This is a genomic window from Micromonospora sp. Llam0 (genome assembly GCF_003751085.1).
Lineage (GTDB): Bacteria > Actinomycetota > Actinomycetes > Mycobacteriales > Micromonosporaceae > Micromonospora_E.
The window spans coordinates 3,711,929-3,730,310 of sequence record NZ_RJJY01000001.1; the positions used below are offsets into that span (position 1 = coordinate 3,711,929).

The window sequence follows — 18,382 nt, forward strand, 5'->3', positions numbered from 1 at the left end:
ATCTCGATGGTCGGTGCTCCGGGGTCGCCTTCAGGCGCGCGGGACGGTCAGCTCGCAGCGGTGGGGAACACCTCGTCACGGCTGCGGGAAGGGCCGAGCGGTCGGTGGTCGGCGGAGTGCCGTGGTCCGGCCGGGGCACCGTCCACCGCCCCCAGCAGCTGTCGTCCGGCGCGTTCCGGCCGGATGTGCGGACCGACGGTGGTCGGCGGGTGCGGGCCCGAGGACGTGATCGCCGGCTCGTCGAGCCGGACCCCCAGTCCCGGGGCGTCGCCCAGGACGAAGGCACCGCCCTCGACGTACAGGTCGAGGCTGATCCCGAGCGGCAGGTGCAGATCCTGCAGCTCGCTGGCCAGGTGGTTGGGCACCGATGTCGCGGCATGCAGCAGCCCGACCGGGCTGTTGCCGATCGGGCTGACCGGCAGGTCGTGGGCGTGCGCCAGGGCACTGACCCGGAGGAAATGGGTCACCCCCCAGACCGCGGACGTCTGGACCACGTCGACCGCTCCCGCCGCGATCAGCGGCCGGAACTGTTCGAGGCCGGTGAGGTTCTCCCCGGTGGCCACCGACGCGCGGATCCCCCGACCGACGGCGGCGAGACCTTCCGCGTCCCACCGTCGGACCGGCTCCTCGATCCAGATGAGATCGAGGGTGCGCTCGAGTTCACCGACGTGCCGGACGGCCTGCTTGCGGGTCCACGCCTCGTTCACGTCGAGCATCAGCCCCGGCCGCAGCCCGTGCGCCGCCTCGGTCAGGACGTCGCGGACCAGGCACAGACGATGCCGGTCCCGCTCGATGTCGAGACCGCCCTTGAGCTTGGCTGCCCGCAGGCCGTGGGAGGCGTAGACCGCGTACTCCGCGGCAAGTTCGTCGTCGGTCAGGGCGATGTCCAGGCCGGAGGCGTACGCCGGGACCCGCCGGTCGCGCCCGCCGAGCAACCGCCACAGTGGCTCGCCGGCCGCCTGGGCCTTGATGTCCCACAGCGCGGTGTCGAGAGCACCGATGGTGCCGAAGACCGGGCCGGCGTGGCCCGCCTTGAACGCCTGGCGCAGCATCCGGTCGTACAGGGCCGTCACCGCGCGTGGATCCTCGTTGTCGAGGGCCGGGAAGATCCGCTCGATGTCGAGGTGCGGCCCCATGCCCACCCCGGAGATCCCCTCGTCGGTCTCCACGACGACGATCGGCACCGAGGTGACGCCGTCGGCGAAGACGCCGTTGGCGTCGCCGACCGGTCGGCCCCATTCCTGGACCGTCGTCAGGGTCCGATACCCGGTGATCCGCATGTCAACCCTTCGTGGAACCGGCGGCGACGCCGTCGGCTATCTGACGCTGGAGAAAGAGATAGACGACCAGTACGGGAACGGCAGCGATCAGCACCCCCGAGGCGAAGGTCGGGATGTCGTCGGAGTACTGGCCACGCAGCGAGGTGACTCCCACCATGAGGGTCCGGTTCTCGGCCGACGGCATCATCAGCAAGGAGATGAGGACATCGTTCCAGCAGAACAGTGCGTCGAGGATGCCGACCGACAACAGCGCCGGTGTGCCGAGCGGCAGCATGATCCGCCGGTACACGCCGTACACGCTGTTTCCGTCGATCCGGGCGGCGTCCACGATCTCCGGTGGGATCGTCCGGTAGTAGCTAGTCATGAGAAAGACGGTGAACGGAAGGAACTGCGCGACGTAGGCGAGAATCAGACCCGGGTAGGTGTCGATCAGACCGCTGTCGGCCATGGTCCGGGCAAGCGGCACCATGATCACCTGGAACGGTACGAACAGTGCCGCCAGACAGCCCAGGAAGATCATCGAAGACCCGCGGAACCGCAGCTGGCTCAGCGCGAACCCGGCCATCGACCCGATCAGCAGGAGCAGCACCACCGAGAACGTCACGACGATGAGCGAGTTGACGAAGTACCGGCCCATCCCGACGGAACTCCACGCTGTGTGAAGATTTTCCACGCGTACGGCCTCGGCCAGCGAGAAGCGGTCCAGGATGTACTCGCGCCGGGTCTTCGAGGCGACGTTCGCGGTGAAGACGAGCGGGTAGATCGTCGCCAGGGCGAGCAGTGCCATCGGTACGGCGACCACCCATCTGGCCAGCCGGAAGCGGGACATCAGTCCTCCCTCCCCGCCCGCCGGAGCAGGCTGATCTGCAGCATCCCCACCACGAGCATGATGAGGAAGAGAACCGTCGACGCGGCCGACGCGAGCGCCGGCCGGTTCATCTGTCCCTGCTGAATCCAGATGTAGTACTCCGGCAGATACGTCGAGCCCTCCGGACCACCGCTGGTCATCACGTACAGCAGTCCGAACATGGAGGTCAGCATCCCGACCATCGTGGTCACGAAGACGAACTGGATGGTACGGATGAGGCTGGGCACGATCACATGCCAGATGGTCTGGGGAAGCGATGCCCCGTCCACCCGGGCCGCGTCCAGTAGTGCTGCGTCCAGGGTGGCGAACCCGGCGAGGAACACCACCAGGGCCATTCCGAAGGTCGCCCAGACGTGCACCCCGACGACGGTGAACATGGCGACGTCCGGGTCACCGAGCCAGTCGATCCGGCCGATGCCGACCGCCGCCAGGGCCGCGTTGACCGGGCCGTCGAAGGCGAGCAGAAGGTTGAAGATCGCACCGACGATGACCGGGGAGAGCACCGCCGGGAAGAAGTAGACGCTGCGGTAGAGCCGGTGCCCGGGCACCCGCAGGTAGATGAACGTCGCGATCAGGCCGGGAATCGCCACGGCGACCGGAAGGAGCAACACCAGCAGTGCCACGTTACCGAGCGCACCCTGGAACAGGGGATCACGAAACAACTCAAGGTAGTTGTCGACGCCGACCGCGGTCCCGTCGCGCTCGCCGTCGCCGGTGAACGAGAAGTTGACGCCGAGCAGGAGAGGCCACAGCCGCAGTACGACGATGGTCAGCACAGCCGGCGCCACCAGGACGTACGGGGCGAGCCGTTCGCCCCGACGCGCGGCGGGTGTCGCCACGGGCTCAGCCCGCTTGATCGGAGTCAGCCAACTGCCGCACCGCCTCGTCGACGGTCACCGAGCCGCTGAGGAGCTGCTGGGACAGTCGGCCCATCAGTTCCAGGGTCTGCGAGGAGAGCGCCACGTGCAGGGCGGGTTTGCCGGAACTTAGCTCCGGCACCATCGCGGCGACGGCCGGCCCGGCCTGCGACACGTCGATCGTGGTGTCCGAGGCGATCGCACCGGCCTCGGCGTAGAAGGCATTCAGCGCTTCGGTCGAGGTCAGGGACCGGACCAGGGCTGCCGCAGCCGCCGGATCCGTCGTCCACTTCGCCACCCCGTAGCCGATGCCACCGTCGTAGGGCAGACTCGGAACGGCTCCAGCGGTGGCCACCGGGGCGGCCATCACGCCGAGCTCGTCGGCGGGCAGGAACTCGCCGAAGTCCTTCCAGTGCCCGACGTCGGACATCAACCCGATCACGTGGGCGGCCTTCCCGGACTGGAAGAGCGCGAAGGAGTCGTTGAACATCGCCGTCGAGTTGGCGCCCTCGTTGTTGAGCCCCTTGTCACCGGCTTCCTTCCACAGTTGGAAGATCCGTTTGACGTTGGCGGACTCCCAGTCACGCTTCCCGTCGATCCAGGCGTCGTACTCGTCGGGGGTCAGGATTCCTGACGCCAGGCCCGACATGAAGAACTGGATGCCGTAGCCTTCCTTGTTTCCAAGCGCGAGACAGTCGGCACCGGTCGTCTCGATGATCGCCGCGCAGTCGTCGACGAACTCGTTCCAGGTCGTGGCCGGACTGTCCGGGTCGAGCCCCGCGTCCGCGTAGAGCGCCTTGTTGTAGTAGATCGGATGCCCCTGCAGGGTCACCGGTGCGGCGTAGGTCCGGCCGTCGCTGGTGAACGCCTCCCACCCGGCCAGCCGCTGCCGGTCATCGGCCACGTACTCGTCGAGCGGTAGGAGCGCGTCGACCCGGTCGCGGATCTGACCGCCGCCGTTGAACAGAACGACGTCGGGCCCCTTGCCGGCCTGGATGGCCGCACCGAGCAGGGTGTAGTACTGGTCGAAAGGTTGGGCGACGAACTCGACGGTGACGTCCGGGTGTTTGCTGGCGAAGTCCGCCTTCGCCTTGTCGATGTAGGCGGCGGCGCTCGCGTCGCCGGACTTCCAGTCCCAGACCACCAGTTTGCCGTTCGGGTCACCAGACGAGGATTGCGATCCGGTGGCGCTCCCGCAGCCCGCCAGGGCCAGGCCCGCGACAAGAATGGCCGACACCACTGCTCGGTGCTTCATCGCTGCTCGCTTTCGGAGAGGGGGGCCGGGTGGAACCGGTCATCGGGCGCGAAACATGAACGTAACTCGTATGACGTCTGACGTCAAGAGTGAGACGTACACTGACCACGGAGGTCGTGGCACGGCGGCCACCCCGGAGGGAACGATGACGGCAACGCAGCACACCGCCTTGAACGCTTCGACGCCTCCGGCCTGGACACGACGGCCGGCCAACCTCGCCACGGCGGTCACCGCTGAGCTCGTGCAACGAATCGTGCGCGGGGTGCACCCGTCAGGCACGACGCTGCCGGCCGAACCGGTCCTCTGCGAGACCTTCTCGGTGAGCCGGACGGTCGTCCGGGAAGCCGTGAAGATCCTCCAGGAAAAAGGGCTGGTGCAGATCCGCCAGGGCAGCGGAACCATCGTCACGCCGACGTCGATGTGGGACATGCTCGACGAGCACGTCCTCGGGGCGACCATCGCCGAGGACGACAGCCTGGCGATCCTCGACGACCTCGTCGTGACCCGGCGCGTGCTGGAGTCGGACATGGCCAACGTCGCCGCCCGCCTGGCCGACCAGGACACCATCGACCGGCTGCACGCCCTGGTCGAACGGATGGACGAACTCGTCGACGACCACGTCACGTACCACGAGCATGACCGGGCCTTCCACGACACGGTCATGCAGGCATCCGGGAACCGCATCGCCCGAGGCGTCATCCGCGCGTTGGAGAGCCAGGTCGTCAACACGGCCCGGTACATGGGCCGGACCGAGCGGGCCCTGTGCGTGGCATCCAACCGCGGCCACCGGCGAATCTACGAACGCATCGCCGCCCACGACCCGGAAGGCGCCGCGGCGGCGATGTTCACGCACATCACCGAAGCCTGGCTCGTCCGCCGCAGCGGACCAGGCGAGCCCGTCCGGCTGCAACGGTAGGGCCAGTCCCCCGACACGCCGTTGGCCGGGTTCCCGTACGGAACCCGGCCAGCGCACCTGTCATCGATCAGGCGGAGTAGCCGCGCTTGGCGGTCCAGTCGGCCAGCACGTCGAGGTCCATCCAGTACTCCTGACCCTCGAAGTACGGGTCAGCGATCTTCACCGTGTCACCACCATCCCGGTAACCCGTCACCGTCAGGTAATGCCCACCCTCATACGAGTGCGCCACCCCGTCGACGTCCGACGCCGTACCCATGATGTTCGCCACCACCGCCCGGTCGTCGTCCACCGCCTCACGCACATCCGCCCGCAACTTCTCCACATGCTCCGGCTTCGCCGCGGCCGCACCGATCGACACCGTCTCGTACTCGGCCTCACCGGTCACCTCGTTCAGCACCCGGGTCGTCTCCTCCGCCGAATCCGTACCGGCCTCGGTCGTCCCCAACTTGCCCGCCACCTCATCCTGCGACGGAGCATGACCCTGCGCCGTCAACGCGATCCGCGTCGCCGCCGGCCCGCAGTAGTAGAAATTCGGCTGCGCCTCGTACTGCACCCGCACCTCACGCGCACCACCATCGGCGGCACCCGGACCAGCGGCCTGCGCCGCCACCGCAGGAGCGGCCACCACACCACCAGCGGTCAACAGACCAGCAACCGACAGAGCAGACTTACGGAAAATCGTGTTCATAGCAGAATCTCCGTTCCGAGGGGAATGAACCGGACACCGGACCCACCGGATCGATGACCGGTCACGAACGGGACAGAACAGAACACGCACAAAGACAGAACACGCACCAGAAAGTCGAACTGACTGACGCCCTCCGACCCGCGCACACCCACCGGTCCAGGCGGGAGGCGGTCTCACCGGCGCACCAGATACAACCACCCGGGGGTGCCCGGCATTCCGCACCCGGCGGGGCCGCAGAACCGGCCGTACCCGCGCCGGGCGACAGATCAGGCGGACCAGGCCCGACAGATCAGCCGGGCCGCTCGCCTACTCGGTCCAACGCCAGGATCCAACGCCGCCCGCCCGCCCGATGTTCCGCCGGCCAGACCACCCGCGAACCTCGCATCATGCCGCAAGCCACCCAAAAGGTAGCCTTGATCTACTTCGCGTCAGCGAACAGCCGTACGGCGTGTCGCGTGGCTCAACCGAAGTGGATCAAAGACTGCGACGGGCCTGGACTGGCCTCAGCTTCCGTTCACGGCGATGATCCGGTCGATCAGGCCGCCGCCGGGGAAGTCGAGCATCATCATGCCGGTACGGCGTACCGGCGGGTGCACCTGCGGCCCTTCGTCGAGGTATACCAGCAGGAACGGGTTGACGCCCTGGACGCCGAGCGCACCGCCAGCCACCGCCGCCGGGGTGGCGAAGACGCTGGAACCGCTGGCGAAGTTGACGTACAGCTTGGTCGGGTCGCCGGAGCTGGTGGCGTCGAGGTGCCGGCGGACCTGGTCGCGTTTGGTGGCGATCGCCCCGACGTTGGGCACGTTGTACTCGTCCTGCACATACGTGGACGAGCCATGCCCCCAGTCGGTGAACTGGGCGAGCCCGTACTGGCCGTACCGGCCGCCGCGCGGACCGTGCGCCACGGCGAGGACGATCTTGCCGCGCACCGCACCGAGCGTCGGGGTGGCCGCAGCCGCCGAGCGGTTCACCGACGACGCCCAGAACAGCCCCGGTCGGGCGCCCCGGTAGCGGTCGAAGATGTCCGGGAAGGCGAGTTGGCCGCCCGCGTCCGAGCAGGAGCCGAGTTCACCGGTGCATTCATGCTTGAGCCGCATGATCACGATCTCGGACGGTCGCCCGGTGAGGAAGTCGGCCAGCACCCGTAGCACGTCGTCGAAGTTGGCCCGCTGGTAGACCGCGCCGTGGTGGACGGTGAACGTGTTGCCGGCGTTGATCCGCACCCGGATGTCGACCACCCGGATGCCGGCGTCGAGCTGGGCGGCGAGCGTCGCGGCACTGTCGCCGTGGTCCTCCTGGGTCTGCGTCCAGGCACCGCCGTGGATCGACAGACTCTGGTGGGTGCCGGGCAGCGACAGCGACGCCAGGTTGGTGCCGTCCGGCATCTGCCGCAACCAGTCCGGGTTACTGGCGGTACGCAGCGAGCGGTAGCTGGCGTCGGCGGCGAGTGCCGGCGCGGGTAGGGCGACGAGGGCCGTGGCTGCGGCGCACAGGGCGACGGCCAAGCCGGCGACGACCCGTCGCCACGAACGAACCCGAGGCAACATATCGGCAAATCTAGATCAAGCGGTACGTCGACACTACTGGTCGTTCACTAGTTTCCAGCGGACTCGTAGCGGCGTAGACCGGCCCGGAAGATCAGCGCCGCCACGGCGACGCAGTAGGCGGCGACCAGCGGGGTGAGCCAGCCCAGCCAGGTCGGACCGACCCCGGCGCGGACAGCGTCGTCGCCACCGGCACCGAGCACCGCGCTGGCCGGGAAGAATCCGACGAAGGCGAACGGCAGCCCGACCACCAGCACCAGCCGCACCCCGAACGTATAGACCGACACCGGTTGACATCCTCGCAGCCCTAAACGGCGGCGGTTCCAGCCACGCCGCGCGTGACACGCGCGGCGTTCTAGTGGGTTACCGTTTCACCGCGCGGTGCCGGAACGGGTCCCGGTCCTACCCGCGCTCCACGGTCGTTGAAGTCCGCCTGCCCGGCGGCCTTGATGTTGATCGCCGCGTTGACATCCCGATCGTGGAGACCGCCACACGGACACACCCACGACCGCACGTTCAACGCCATCCTGTCGTTGATCCGGCCGCAGTCCGAACACATCCGGGTGGACGGGAGCCACCGGTCCACCCGGGCGAACGTACGCCCGTACCTCGCCGCCTTGCACTCCAGCATGCCGACGAACGACGACCATCCCGCGTCGTGCACCGACCTCGCCAGCCGGGTCCGGCCGAGACCGACGACACACAGGTCCTCGACGTACACCGCTTGGTTCTCACGGATGATCGTCGTGGACAGCTTGTGCTGCCAGTCCCGCCGGGTGTCGGCCACCCGGGCGTGCGCCCTGGCGACCTTCACGACGGCCTTCCCACGGCGGTTGCCGCCCCGCCGCTTGCGCGACAGGGCCTGCTGCAGCCCTTTGAGCCTGCGGGCCGCGCGGCGCAGGAACCTGGGTGCGGCCACCTTCGTGCCGTCCGACATGACCGCGAAGTGCGTCAGACCCAGATCGATCCCCACCTCGGCGTCGGTCGGCGGCAACGGCTCGTCCGTGGCCCGCACGACGAACGAGGCGAAGTACCGCCCGGCCGCGTCCCGGATGACCGTCACGGACGACGGGTCCGACGGCAGGGTCCGGGACCAGCGGACCGCGAGGTCGCCGATCTTCGGCAACCGCAGACGACCGTTGTCCAGCACCGTGAACCGGGAATCGCGGGTGAAACGGATGGCCTGCCGGTTGTCCTTACGGGACCGGAACCTCGGCGGCGCCACCATGCGGCCTTCACGCCCGCCCGTGATCGAGGCGAAGAAGTTGCGGTACGCGGTGTTCAGGTCCGCGAGGGCCCGCTGCAACACCACCGCCGACACCCCGCCCAGCCACGCCCGCTCCGGAGTCGTCCTGGCCCGCGTGATGACCCGCTTCGACAACTCGGCGTCCGACACGTACGGCAGACCCTGCTCGTGGGCCGTCTGCCGGAGGCGCAGCCCGTCGTTGAACACCACCCGGGCGCATCCGAACGCCTTCGCCAGCTCGATCTGCTGGCCGGGTGTCGGATAGACCCGGAACTGGTACCGGAGCTGCACGAACCACACGATATCACGTTGGTCTATGGCAAAACTCGAGGTTATCCGTACCGACAGGCACTGCGTCTTCGCGATGCACGTCCACTTGGTTTTCGTGACGAAGTTCCGGCACACGGTGTTCGACGACCGGCACCTGACCCGCATGGAACCCATCATGCGGGACGTGCGCCGCGACTTCGAGGCCGAACTGGTCGAGTTCAACGGCGGCCACAACCACGTCCACCTGCTGGTCGACCACCCACCCAAAGTCGCCGTTTCCCGCCTGGTCAACTCACTCAAGGGCGTCCCGTCGCGCCGCCCGCGGCAGGAATTCCCCGACCTCGCACGCCACTACCACCGGGCCAACAAACTCTGGTCGGGCTCGTACTTCGCCGGCTCCGTCGCCGGCGCGCCACTGAGCATCGTCAAGCAGTACATCGAGCAGCAAAACCGGCCAGGTTAGAGCACTGCTCGGGCCCTGGCGGCCTCCCAGCGCGGGCCTTCACCCCCGGCCTGAAGGCCGGAGCACTGGCCCACATTCTGGGTAGCGGGCCAGGTCACCGATCTGGTGCACCTCGTACGCAAAGATCGAATGCGGACTCTGCAGCCAGAACGCCGACGAGTTGGCGGCCAGGCTGATCGACAGCTTGACCGCCATGCCGCTGGCGAACAGCCGAGTCAGCGCTGATTCGGCGACCAGGATCCAGAAGTCCGCCTCGTACTCCAGGGTGGACCGCAGGTGAGCACCGAGGCTGACGGCGAACCGGTCGAACCGGACGGTGAACTCGCCCGGCGTCGCGCCGGCGGCGACCTGCGCGCTGCCGCCGATGGCGGCGGCGACCGTGTCCAGTGGCACCGGATCGGCCAGGTGCAGGTGCATCGAGCGGTGCCGGGCGAACTGGTCCTTCACCCCGGTCAGCGGGCCGTCGTAGATGATCCGCCCCTGGTCGATGATCACGATCCGCTGGCAGACGTCCTCGATGTCGCCGAGGTCGTGGGTGGTCAGGATCAGCGTGGTGCCGTCGGCGCGCAGCTCCCGCAGGAACGCCCGGACCCGGTCCTTGACCGCGATGTCCAGCCCGATGGTCGGCTCGTCGAGGTAGACCACCCGGGGCCGGTGCAGCAGCGCGGCAGCCAGGTCGGCCCGCATCCGCTGGCCGAGGGAGAGCTTGCGGGCCACCACCGGCAGCAGCTCACCGAGCCCGAGTACGTCGTCGAAGCGCTCCAGCTGCTCCCGGTAGGTGGTCTTGTCGACGTCGTACAGGTCACGCAGCAGGGCCAGGGACTCGCGGACCGGCAGGTCCCACCACAGCTGGGTACGTTGGCCGAACAGCACACCGATCTGTCGGGCGTTGGCGACCCGCTGCCGGTGCGGCACCACCCCGCCGACCCGGACCTGCCCGGCGGTCGGCACCAGGATGCCGGCGAGCAGCTTCACCGTGGTCGACTTGCCGGCGCCGTTCGGCCCGACGTACGCCACCGCCTCGCCCGCCTCGACCCGCAGATCGACGCCGTCGACCGCGACGTGGTCGGCGAACCGGCGTACCACCAGGTGTTTCAACGCGCCACGCAGACCCGGGTCCTTCACCGGCCGGCGGAACCGTTTGGTCAACCCATCAGCTTCGATGAAGGCCATGCCCGGATGGTGCCGTAGTCGGGGCGTCGCCGCCCACCGAATTTCCGGCCGGTGGACCACCATGCGGTAAGGGCCGATATCGGGTACGGCACTGACAGCAGCGACGGTAGCCTCACCGCCGTGACGACTGCGTTCGCCCGCCGACCGCTGCTCGGCCTGGCCATGGTGGTCGGGGCCAGCGCGCTGTTCGCGATCAACGGCACCGTGTCCAAGCTGGTGCTGCGAGCCGGGCTGGACGCCCCGCAGCTGACCGTGCTGCGGGCGGTCGGCACCTTCACCGGGCTACTGGTGCTCAGCGTCGTGCTGCGGCCCGGTGCCCGCCGGCTGCGGCTGCGCCGCCGCGAGGTTCCGCTGCTCGTCGCGTACGGGCTGACCGGCTTCTTCCTGGTCCCGATGCTCTACTTCGTGGCGATCTCCCGGCTGCCGGTCGGCATCGCGCTGCTGTTCGAGTACACCGCGCCGCTGATGGTGGCGGTCTGGGCCTGGTCCGTGCAGCGCCAGCAGGTGCGCTCCCGGCTGTGGGCCGGGCTGGCGTTGAGCCTGCTCGGGCTGGCCTGCGTGGCGCAGGTGTGGGGTGGGCTGACCCTCGACCCGTTGGGGGTTGCCGCCGGGCTGGGCGCGGCGGTGATGCTCGCCGCGTACTTCCTGATCGGCGCTCAGGGCGTGCAGGATCGCGACGCGCTGTCTTTGACCACCTTGGCGTTCGGCGCGTCGGCGGTCGCCGGGCTGCTCCTGCGCGGGGGCACCGCCGGCGCGGACGGCTGGCAGCCGCTGCTCACCCGTACCGACGGTGGGGTGCCGGTCGCGTTGCTCTGCTGCTATGTGGTGGTCCTCGGCTCGATCGTGCCGTACCTGATGATCACCGCCGCGTTGCGGCACCTGCCGGCGACCAGCGTCGGCATCGTCGGCATGGTCGAGCCGGTGTTCGCCGCCACGGTGGCCTGGGTGGTGCTGGGCTCGGGTGAGGCGTTGACCCCGGTGCAACTGGCCGGCGGCGCGTTGGTGCTGACCGGGGTGGTGTTGGCCGAGACGGCCCGGACCGGCACCGGTGCGCCGCCCGCCGTACCGCCGGCACCCGACGGTCCGCTGCCACCGGGACCGTCACGGCCGGAGGGCCCGCCCCCGGCAGCCGGCGTAGTGGCCGGTGCCGGCGGGTAAGACCTGCGGTATGAGTGCACCGAAGCGGGTCGCCGTCGTCACGCACCGCAAGAAGACCCTCGGCGGCGGCCTTGACGAGTTGCGTGCGGCGATCGCCGGGTACGGTGCCGAGAACATTGACTGGTCCGAGGTGCCGAAGAGCCGCAAGGCGCCGAAGAAGGCCCGGCGGGCCGTCGAGCGGGGCGCCGAGCTGGTCTTCGTGTGGGGCGGCGACGGCATGGTGCAGCGCTGTCTGGACGCGCTGGCCGGTCGCGACGCCACCGTGGCGATCGTCCCGGCCGGCACGGCGAACCTGCTGGCGAACAACCTCGGCGTACCGGAGGACCTCGGCGAGGCGGTACGGATCGGTTTCGAGGGCGAACGTCGCCGGCTCGACCTGGGCAGGATCAACGGCGAGCATTTCGCGGTGATGGCCGGGGCCGGTTTCGACGGGCGGCTGATCCGCGACGCCGACCGGGACCTGAAGGACCGGGCCGGCAAGCTCGCGTACGTCTGGACCGGTCTGCGCCACGTCGGCGGCGTCACGCCGAGGACCCGGATCAAGGTCGACGGCACGACCTGGTTCGACGAACCGGCCAGCTGCGTCCTCGTCGGCAACGTCGGCCGGATCACCGGCGGCATCCACGCCTTCGACGACGCCCGGCCCGACGACGGCTGGCTGGAGGTCGGGGTGACCACCGCGCAGGGGGCGGCCGAGTGGGCGCGCACGCTGGGTCGAATGGCGGTCGGGCGCTCGGAGCGCTCCCCGTTCGTTCGGATGACCCGGGCCAGGCGGGTCGACATCCGGCTGGCCGAGCCGATGACGTACGAACTCGACGGCGGCGCCCGGGGTCAGGCCAAGAAAATGAGGGTACGGGTGGTCCCCGCCGCGATCACCGTCTGCGTCCCGGCCTGATTCCGCCCGCCGGATTGACGGGCTGCCGGGCTCAGCGGGCTCAGCGGGCTCAGCGGGCTCAGCGGGCTCAGCGGGCTCAGCGAGTGACGGTCAGCCCGGTCACAAAGGCTGACCAGGCGGCCGGGCCGAAGGCGAGCACCGGGCCGGTGACGTCTTTGCTGTCGCGGACCAGTACCCGGCCGGGGAGATTGTCGGCGACCTCCACACAGGTGTTGCCGCCGTTGCCGGACCGGGTCGAGGTACGCCACCGTGGTGCCACACTCGTACCGCTCATAGTTCCTTCACCAGACCTTCGATCAGTTCACGTGATGCTCGGCCTCGGTCGACATCCACCAGCCGATCCGATCAGGAAAGAATGATCGAATCAATACTCTGTGGAGTTCCCGGAAGGGCAGCCGGTCGGTGCGGCCATCGTGGTCAGTGTGCGCGCGGCGGGGCCTGGATCCGGAAGAGCGCGTGACGGCGCACCGGGCTGTCGGGCACGTTCGGGTGGTCGAAGTCGCCGTCCGGGTCGCGGGACATCCCGATCCGCCGCATCACCGCCTGCGAGCGCAGGTTGCCGACGGCGGTCAACGCGACGATCTCCGGCCGACCGAGGGTGTCGAAGCCGTACGCCAGGCAGGCGCGGGCCGCTTCGGTCGCGTACCCGTTGCCCCATGCATCGCGGCGCAGCCGCCAGCCGACCTCGACCCCGTCGAACGGCATGTTGGCCTCCACCGGGCTCAGGCCGGTCATGCCGATGAGTTCGCCGGTCGCCGCCACCTCGACCGCCCACCAGCCCCAGCCACGCTGGTCCAGGCCGGCCTGGCAGCGGGCCATGGTAGCGGCGCTCTGCTCGCGGGTCGCCAGGCCCGGGAAGAACTCCCGCACCTGAGGGTCGGCGTTCATCGCCACCCACGGCTCCAGGTCGGACCCGCGCCAGTGCCGCAGCACCAGGCGCGGCGTGGTCAACTCCGCCATGGCAGCACTGTAGCGCCGGCAGGGTACGTCGCCGCGCCGCCGGCAGATGCCGCTACCTGCAGCGGACGCAGCGTCACCCTCGTCGGTCGGGGGTACCGGTCAAGCTTGATGCCACAGGTGCATCTTGATGCACCTATGGCATCAAGCCCGCGGAGGCACCTTGGGTCCCCGGGAGCCGGCACGGGGCACTCCCCTGGCGCGGGCCGGGCGGGCCAGGAGGGGCGGAAGGTGGAAGCCGAGCGGGCCGGGCGGGTGAGGGTGAGGGTGAGCGGCTGGGTTCAGTGGCGGAGCAGGCCGCGTACCGGGACCGGGGTGACGTGGCCGCTCGGCGGACGGGTGCGGTCGAGCTCCAGACCGACGTCGACGATCACCGCTCGGGTCAGCTGCGGCACCTGCGACAGCGGCACCCACTGCGCCAGGTCGGTGGAGCCGCCGACCTCGGGCCGCAGCGCGCCGCCGACGACCCGTACCCGGTAGAAGACCCCCAGGTTGTGCCGTTCGCCGCGGCCGGGCAGCCGGCGCTGCGCGGGCACCGTACGGGAGTCGACGCCGAGCAGCGACTCCACCTCGACCTGGTAGCCGGTCTCCTCGGCCGCCTCGCGGACCACCGCGTCGACCGGGTCCTCGGCGTGTTCGACCTTGCCGCCGGGCAGCGTCCAGTGCCGCCGGGAGCCGCCCGGCGAGACGTAGCGGGCCAGCAGCAGCTGCCCCTGGTCGACACAGACCGCGTAGGCGGCCACCCGAAGCCGGTGGGCAGTCATGCTCGCATTCCTCCGCGCTAGATCCGCCACAAGGAGCATAACCCTCCCAAATAGGGTGTAAATGATCCGGGCGGCGGCGCGATCCGGGTCACGAGCAAGATAGAGGCCATGCAGACACATCCGAACGTGCGGGCGGTGCAGGACGCGTTGAACACCGCCGACGCCCGGGACGGCTCCGGCGCCAGCTGCCGGGTGCGGCTGCTGCCGGACGCGGTGCACACCGCCGCCGCAGCGGCGGCCGCCCTGGGCATCGAGGTGGGGCAGATCGCCAACTCGTTGATCTTCGACGCGGACGGTGAGCCGCTGCTGGTGCTCACCTCGGGCGCACACCGGGTGGACACCGCGAAGGTCGCCGCCGACCTCGGCGTCGACGCGCTGCGCCGGGCCACCCCGGAGTTCGTCCGGGAACACACCGGGCAGCCGATCGGCGGGGTCGCGCCGCTGGGCCACCCCAAGCCGGTCCGCACCCTGGTCGACGTCGCCCTGCAGCAGTACCCGGAGATCTGGGCGGCCGGCGGCGTACCCCGGGCGGTCTTCCCGACCACCAACGCCGAACTGCTGCGGATCACCGCCGGCACCGCCGCCGAGGTGGCGTGAACGACCCCGTCGACCGCACGGCACCGGTCCCCGACCACGCGGCCCCGGTGCCCGGGCTGGTCACGCTGCACGTCTGGCGGGTCCCCCGCCGACGGCTGCCGCGCGTGCTGGCCCGGATGGCCGTCGACGCCGGCCGGCTGCGGCGCGTCGACGGCGTACGGTTCGCCAAACTGCTCGGCACCGGGACCGGCACCGGATTCGGGCCCACCGACGTCGACCCGACCCGGTGGGCGGCGCTGGTGGTGTGGGACGACCCGGCGACGGCTGCCGGGTTCGACACCTCGCCGGTCGGACGGTCGTGGCGGCGGATCGCCGACACGCGGGTCCGCGTCGACCTGCGGCCGCTGCACAGTCGGGGCCGCTGGTCCGGCGTCGCCCCGTTCGGTGAGCCGGGCGGTCAGCCGGGCGGTCAGCCGGGCGGCGGGCAGCCCGGTGCCGGGCGACCGGTGCTGGCGTTGACCCGGGCGCGGCTGCGACCGGCGAAGGCGGTCACCTTCTGGCGGGCGGTGCCGCCGGTCGCCGCCGCCCTGGCCGACGCCGACGGGCTGCACTGCCGGTTCGGTGTCGGCGAGGCGCCGCTGGGCTGGCAGGGCACCGTCAGCGTGTGGCGGGACACGGCGGATCTCACCCGGTTCGCGTACCGTCACCCGCAGCACCGGGCGGCCATCACCCGGACCCCGGTGACACAGTGGTACGCCGAGGAACTCTTCGCCCGGTTCGAGGTGCTCGGTGTCACCGGCGACCGGGCCGTGCTGGGCTGGGCCGGAGAGGGCTGGGCCGGGAAGGACGAGGATGGGACATGCGGTGCTGGCGGCGGATGAGAGGCGGACCCCGATGAGGTTGGTGCCGTGGCTGCCGGACGACCTGCTGCGGCGGCTCGACGACGTGGTCACCGTGTACGGCGAGGCGATGAACTACCGGGCCGAGCTGCTGGAGGTACGCCGCGGCTACATCGCCACCCACGTACGGCGCCCCGGGTTCCGGGCGGTCGCCACCCTCACCGCCGAAGGCGCGCTCGCCGGGTTCGGCTACGGCTACCGGTCGGCCGCCGGGCAGTGGTGGCACGACCAGGTACGCGGCGCGCTGCCGAAACCCGCCCGCGGCACCTGGCTCACCGACTGCTTCGAAGTGGTGGAGCTGCACGTGCACCCGCAGGCGCAGGGGCACGGGATCGGCGCGCACCAGCTGCGTACCCTGCTCGGGATGGCCGCCGGAGCGACCACCCTGTTGTCCACCCCGGAGGCCGACGAGCAGCGGTCCCGGGCCTGGCGGCTGTACCGACGGTTCGGCTACGTCGACGTGCTGCGCGACTTCCACTTCCCCGGCGACGAACGGGCCTTCGCAGTGCTCGGCCGTACCCTCCCGCTGCCCCACCCGCAGGCAGCACCGGCTGCGGGGGCCGGACCGACGACGGACCCGCAGCCGCGCCGGTCATGAGCGCACGACGGGTGCTGCCCTGGGCGATGTTGGCGCTGCTGGTGCTGGCCCAGATCGGCTACCCGCTGACCGGCGGCGGCACCCGGACCGGATTGACCATCGCCACCGTGGCGATCGGCTTCGTCCTGTCGGTCGGCCACGCCGTGCTCAGCCGGGGGCCGCGCAGCGCCGCCGCGCTGGTGCTGGTCACCACCGGCGGCGGGCTGGCGGTCGAAGCCTGCGGGGTGGCGACCGGGGTCCCGTTCGGCGGCTACGACTACGCCGGCACGCTCGGGCCGAAGCTGCTCGGCGTACCGGTGGTCATCCCGCTGGCCTGGACCTGGATGGCCTGGCCGGCGTGGCTGGTCGCGGTGCGGCTGGTCCGCCCGGCGGTGGCCCGGATCGCCGTCGGCGCGGTAGCGCTGGCCGCCTGGGATCTCTTCCTCGACCCGCAGATGGTCGCCGAAGGCCACTGGACCTGGCTGGACACCGACCCGGCGCTGCCCGGGGTGCCGGACGTCCCGGTCGGCAACTACCTGGGCTGGTTGGCCGTGGCGGCGGTGATGATGACGCTGCTGCGGCTCACCGCCGGGGTCGACGCCCGCCGGGTCGACGGGCCGGCCGACGCCCCGATGTACGCGCTGTACCTGTGGACGTACGCGTCGAGTCTGCTCGCCCACGCGGTGTTCCTCGGGCTGCCCGCCTCGGCCGGCTGGGGCGGGCTCGGCATGGGGCTGGTGGCGGTGCCGTTCGCGGTGACGCTGATCCGGTCGCGTCGGGCGACACGGCCCGGCGGACAGCAGCGGCGACGGGCGACATGACCGGGTGGGCGGCATGACCGGGTGGACGGCGGCGGCGACGGGCGCCCTCGGCATCGTCGCGGTGCTGCTGGCGCTGACCGCGGCGACGCTGGTCAACACGCTGCGCTGGCTGCGCCGGCCCGGCCCGGCGGCCCCGGTGACCGAGCCGGTGTCGATCCTGCTGCCACTGCGTGACGAGGCCGACCGGGTGACGCCGTGCCTGCGGGCGCTGCTCGCCCAACGGCAGCTGACCGACTGGCGGATCGTGGTGCTCGACGACGGGTCGACCGACGGCACCGCCGAGGTGGTCGCCGAGGTCGCCGGCGACGATCCCCGGGTACGGCTGATCGCCGGTGCGCCGCTGCCGCCCGGTTGGCTGGGCAAGCCGCACGCCTGCCAGCAGCTCGCCGACGCGGTCCCCGCCGCACCGGCCGGGGTGCTGGTCTTCGTGGACGCCGACGTGGTCCTCGCCCCCGGGGCGGTCGCCGCCGCCGTCGGCACCCTGCGGTCGGTGCCGGCGCAGCTGCTCAGCCCGTACCCGCGGATCGTCGCCGGGTCGGCAGGCGAGCGACTGGTCCAGCCGCTGCTGCAGTGGAGCTGGCTGACGTTCCTGCCGCTGCGCGCGATGGAACGCTCGCCGCGTACCTCGCTGGCCGCCGCCGGCGGGCAGTTCCTGCTGGTCGACCGGGACGCGTACCGGCGGGCCGGCGGGCACGCCGCCGTGCGGGACCAGGTACTGGAGGACATCGGGCTGGCCCGTGCGGTGAAGCGGGCCGGTGGGCGGATCGCCCTGGCCGACGGTTCGGCGTTGGCGACCTGCCGGATGTACGGGTCCTGGCGGGAGCTGTCCGCCGGCTACACCAAGTCGCTGTGGGCGTCGCTGCCGTCGCCGGCCGGCGCGGCCGCCGTCGTGGCCGGACTGTTGATGTTGTACGCGGCCCCGCCGGTGCTCGGCGTCGTCGGGCTGGCCGGGCTGGCCGCCGGGGCCGGTCCGGCGGCGGCGGCGCTGGTCACGGCCGGTGCCGTCGGGTACGGGCTCGGGGTGACCGGGCGGGCGCTCACCGCCCGGGCCACCGGCGGCCGGGCGATGCCGGACGGATTGGCACATCCGGTCTCGGTCGCGCTGCTCGGCTGGCTCGTGATCCGGTCCTACTATCTGCGCAAGCGACGGCGCCTCGCCTGGCGCGGTCGCCCGGTGGCCCTGCCCTGATCGGCGTGCCGTGCGGTCGCGCCGG

At 70.8% G+C, this 18,382-nt stretch carries 21 protein-coding genes; 9 read left to right on the forward strand and 12 right to left on the reverse strand.

The genetic code is table 11. The features are described 5' to 3' along the window. Positions 1–47: 47 nt before the first annotated feature. Genes EDC02_RS16145 through EDC02_RS16160 form a run of 4 tightly spaced genes read right to left on the reverse strand, consistent with a single transcriptional unit; the run spans position 48 to position 4,260 of the window. Positions 48–1,280, reverse strand: coding sequence for a mandelate racemase/muconate lactonizing enzyme family protein (locus tag EDC02_RS16145; protein WP_123602678.1), 1,233 nt, complete (start codon positions 1,278–1,280; stop codon positions 48–50). 1 nt (position 1,281) lies between these two features. Further along, positions 1,282–2,109: a carbohydrate ABC transporter permease gene (locus EDC02_RS16150; RefSeq protein ID WP_123602679.1), complete on the reverse strand. Its 828-nt coding sequence runs from the start codon at positions 2,107–2,109 to the stop codon at positions 1,282–1,284. Continuing rightward, positions 2,109–2,987 carry a carbohydrate ABC transporter permease gene (locus EDC02_RS16155; protein ID WP_123602680.1) on the reverse strand — a complete coding sequence of 293 codons (879 nt, stop codon included), beginning with the start codon at positions 2,985–2,987 and terminating at the stop codon, positions 2,109–2,111. Before EDC02_RS16155 ends, EDC02_RS16150 begins: the two co-directional genes overlap by 1 nt. A 4-nt stretch (positions 2,988–2,991) precedes the next feature. Then, positions 2,992–4,260 (reverse strand): ABC transporter substrate-binding protein, encoded by a 1,269-nt coding sequence (locus EDC02_RS16160; RefSeq protein WP_123602681.1) that lies wholly within the window; start codon positions 4,258–4,260, stop codon positions 2,992–2,994. A 145-nt stretch (positions 4,261–4,405) separates the two neighbouring features. Between EDC02_RS16160 and EDC02_RS16165 the strand changes: the two genes are divergently transcribed. Next, positions 4,406–5,176 carry a FadR/GntR family transcriptional regulator gene (locus EDC02_RS16165; protein WP_123604841.1) on the forward strand — a complete coding sequence of 257 codons (771 nt, stop codon included), beginning with the start codon at positions 4,406–4,408 and terminating at the stop codon, positions 5,174–5,176. 67 nt (positions 5,177–5,243) lie between these two features. On the opposite strand, the gene EDC02_RS16170 is transcribed toward EDC02_RS16165, so the two are convergent. From EDC02_RS16170 to EDC02_RS16185, 4 genes are all read right to left on the reverse strand, one after another. Further along, a complete protein-coding gene (locus tag EDC02_RS16170) occupies positions 5,244–5,864 on the reverse strand; it encodes a C39 family peptidase (RefSeq protein WP_123602625.1) in 621 nt (206 codons plus the stop codon). 503 nt (positions 5,865–6,367) lie between these two features. Further along, on the reverse strand, positions 6,368–7,411 hold the full coding sequence (locus tag EDC02_RS16175) for a phosphatidylinositol-specific phospholipase C (protein ID WP_123602682.1): 1,044 nt from the start codon (positions 7,409–7,411) through the stop codon (positions 6,368–6,370). A 47-nt stretch (positions 7,412–7,458) separates the two neighbouring features. Next, a complete protein-coding gene (locus EDC02_RS16180; protein ID WP_233605962.1) occupies positions 7,459–7,695 on the reverse strand; it encodes an ABC-2 family transporter protein in 237 nt (78 codons plus the stop codon). A 68-nt stretch (positions 7,696–7,763) separates the two neighbouring features. Next, positions 7,764–8,945: an RNA-guided endonuclease TnpB family protein gene (locus EDC02_RS16185; protein ID WP_123604842.1), complete on the reverse strand. Its 1,182-nt coding sequence runs from the start codon at positions 8,943–8,945 to the stop codon at positions 7,764–7,766. A 25-nt stretch (positions 8,946–8,970) separates the two neighbouring features. Here EDC02_RS16185 and tnpA point away from each other — a divergent pair, with 25 nt between their 5' ends. Further along, positions 8,971–9,387 (forward strand): IS200/IS605 family transposase, encoded by a 417-nt coding sequence (tnpA, locus tag EDC02_RS16190; protein ID WP_123602684.1) that lies wholly within the window; start codon positions 8,971–8,973, stop codon positions 9,385–9,387. A 39-nt stretch (positions 9,388–9,426) separates the two neighbouring features. Here tnpA and EDC02_RS16195 read toward each other — a convergent pair whose 3' ends face one another. Next, the gene (locus EDC02_RS16195) at positions 9,427–10,560 is read right to left on the reverse strand and encodes an ATP-binding cassette domain-containing protein (protein ID WP_123602685.1); all 1,134 of its coding nucleotides are present in this window, start codon (positions 10,558–10,560) and stop codon (positions 9,427–9,429) included. 120 nt (positions 10,561–10,680) lie between these two features. Between EDC02_RS16195 and EDC02_RS16200 the strand changes: the two genes are divergently transcribed. Next, positions 10,681–11,718, forward strand: coding sequence for a DMT family transporter (locus tag EDC02_RS16200; protein WP_199757656.1), 1,038 nt, complete (start codon positions 10,681–10,683; stop codon positions 11,716–11,718). A gap of 10 nt (positions 11,719–11,728) precedes the next feature. Next, positions 11,729–12,613, forward strand: coding sequence for a diacylglycerol kinase family protein (locus tag EDC02_RS16205; RefSeq protein WP_123602686.1), 885 nt, complete (start codon positions 11,729–11,731; stop codon positions 12,611–12,613). Between the two features lie 76 nt (positions 12,614–12,689). Here EDC02_RS16205 and EDC02_RS16210 read toward each other — a convergent pair whose 3' ends face one another. From EDC02_RS16210 to EDC02_RS16220, 3 genes are all read right to left on the reverse strand, one after another. Further along, entirely contained in the window at positions 12,690–12,887 is a 198-nt protein-coding gene (locus EDC02_RS16210; protein ID WP_123602687.1) for a DUF397 domain-containing protein, read from the reverse strand. Positions 12,888–13,030: 143 nt separating this feature from the next. Beyond that, a complete protein-coding gene (locus EDC02_RS16215; protein WP_123602688.1) occupies positions 13,031–13,573 on the reverse strand; it encodes a GNAT family N-acetyltransferase in 543 nt (180 codons plus the stop codon). 278 nt (positions 13,574–13,851) lie between these two features. Beyond that, positions 13,852–14,334: an NUDIX domain-containing protein gene (locus EDC02_RS16220; protein ID WP_123602689.1), complete on the reverse strand. Its 483-nt coding sequence runs from the start codon at positions 14,332–14,334 to the stop codon at positions 13,852–13,854. 108 nt (positions 14,335–14,442) lie between these two features. Here EDC02_RS16220 and EDC02_RS16225 point away from each other — a divergent pair, with 108 nt between their 5' ends. From EDC02_RS16225 to EDC02_RS16245, 5 genes are read left to right on the forward strand one after another with little or no spacing between them, the layout of a single operon-like run. Further along, positions 14,443–14,931 (forward strand): YbaK/EbsC family protein, encoded by a 489-nt coding sequence (locus tag EDC02_RS16225; protein WP_123602690.1) that lies wholly within the window; start codon positions 14,443–14,445, stop codon positions 14,929–14,931. Then, positions 14,928–15,752: a monooxygenase gene (locus EDC02_RS16230; RefSeq protein WP_123602691.1), complete on the forward strand. Its 825-nt coding sequence runs from the start codon at positions 14,928–14,930 to the stop codon at positions 15,750–15,752. Before EDC02_RS16225 ends, EDC02_RS16230 begins: the two co-directional genes overlap by 4 nt. Before the next feature lie 13 nt (positions 15,753–15,765). Then, on the forward strand, positions 15,766–16,368 hold the full coding sequence (locus EDC02_RS16235; protein ID WP_123602692.1) for an N-acetyltransferase: 603 nt from the start codon (positions 15,766–15,768) through the stop codon (positions 16,366–16,368). Further along, the gene (locus tag EDC02_RS16240) at positions 16,365–17,168 is read left to right on the forward strand and encodes a carotenoid biosynthesis protein (protein ID WP_123602693.1); all 804 of its coding nucleotides are present in this window, start codon (positions 16,365–16,367) and stop codon (positions 17,166–17,168) included. Before EDC02_RS16235 ends, EDC02_RS16240 begins: the two co-directional genes overlap by 4 nt. A gap of 13 nt (positions 17,169–17,181) precedes the next feature. Next, positions 17,182–18,357: a glycosyltransferase family 2 protein gene (locus EDC02_RS16245; RefSeq protein WP_123604844.1), complete on the forward strand. Its 1,176-nt coding sequence runs from the start codon at positions 17,182–17,184 to the stop codon at positions 18,355–18,357. Positions 18,358–18,382: the final 25 nt, after the last annotated feature.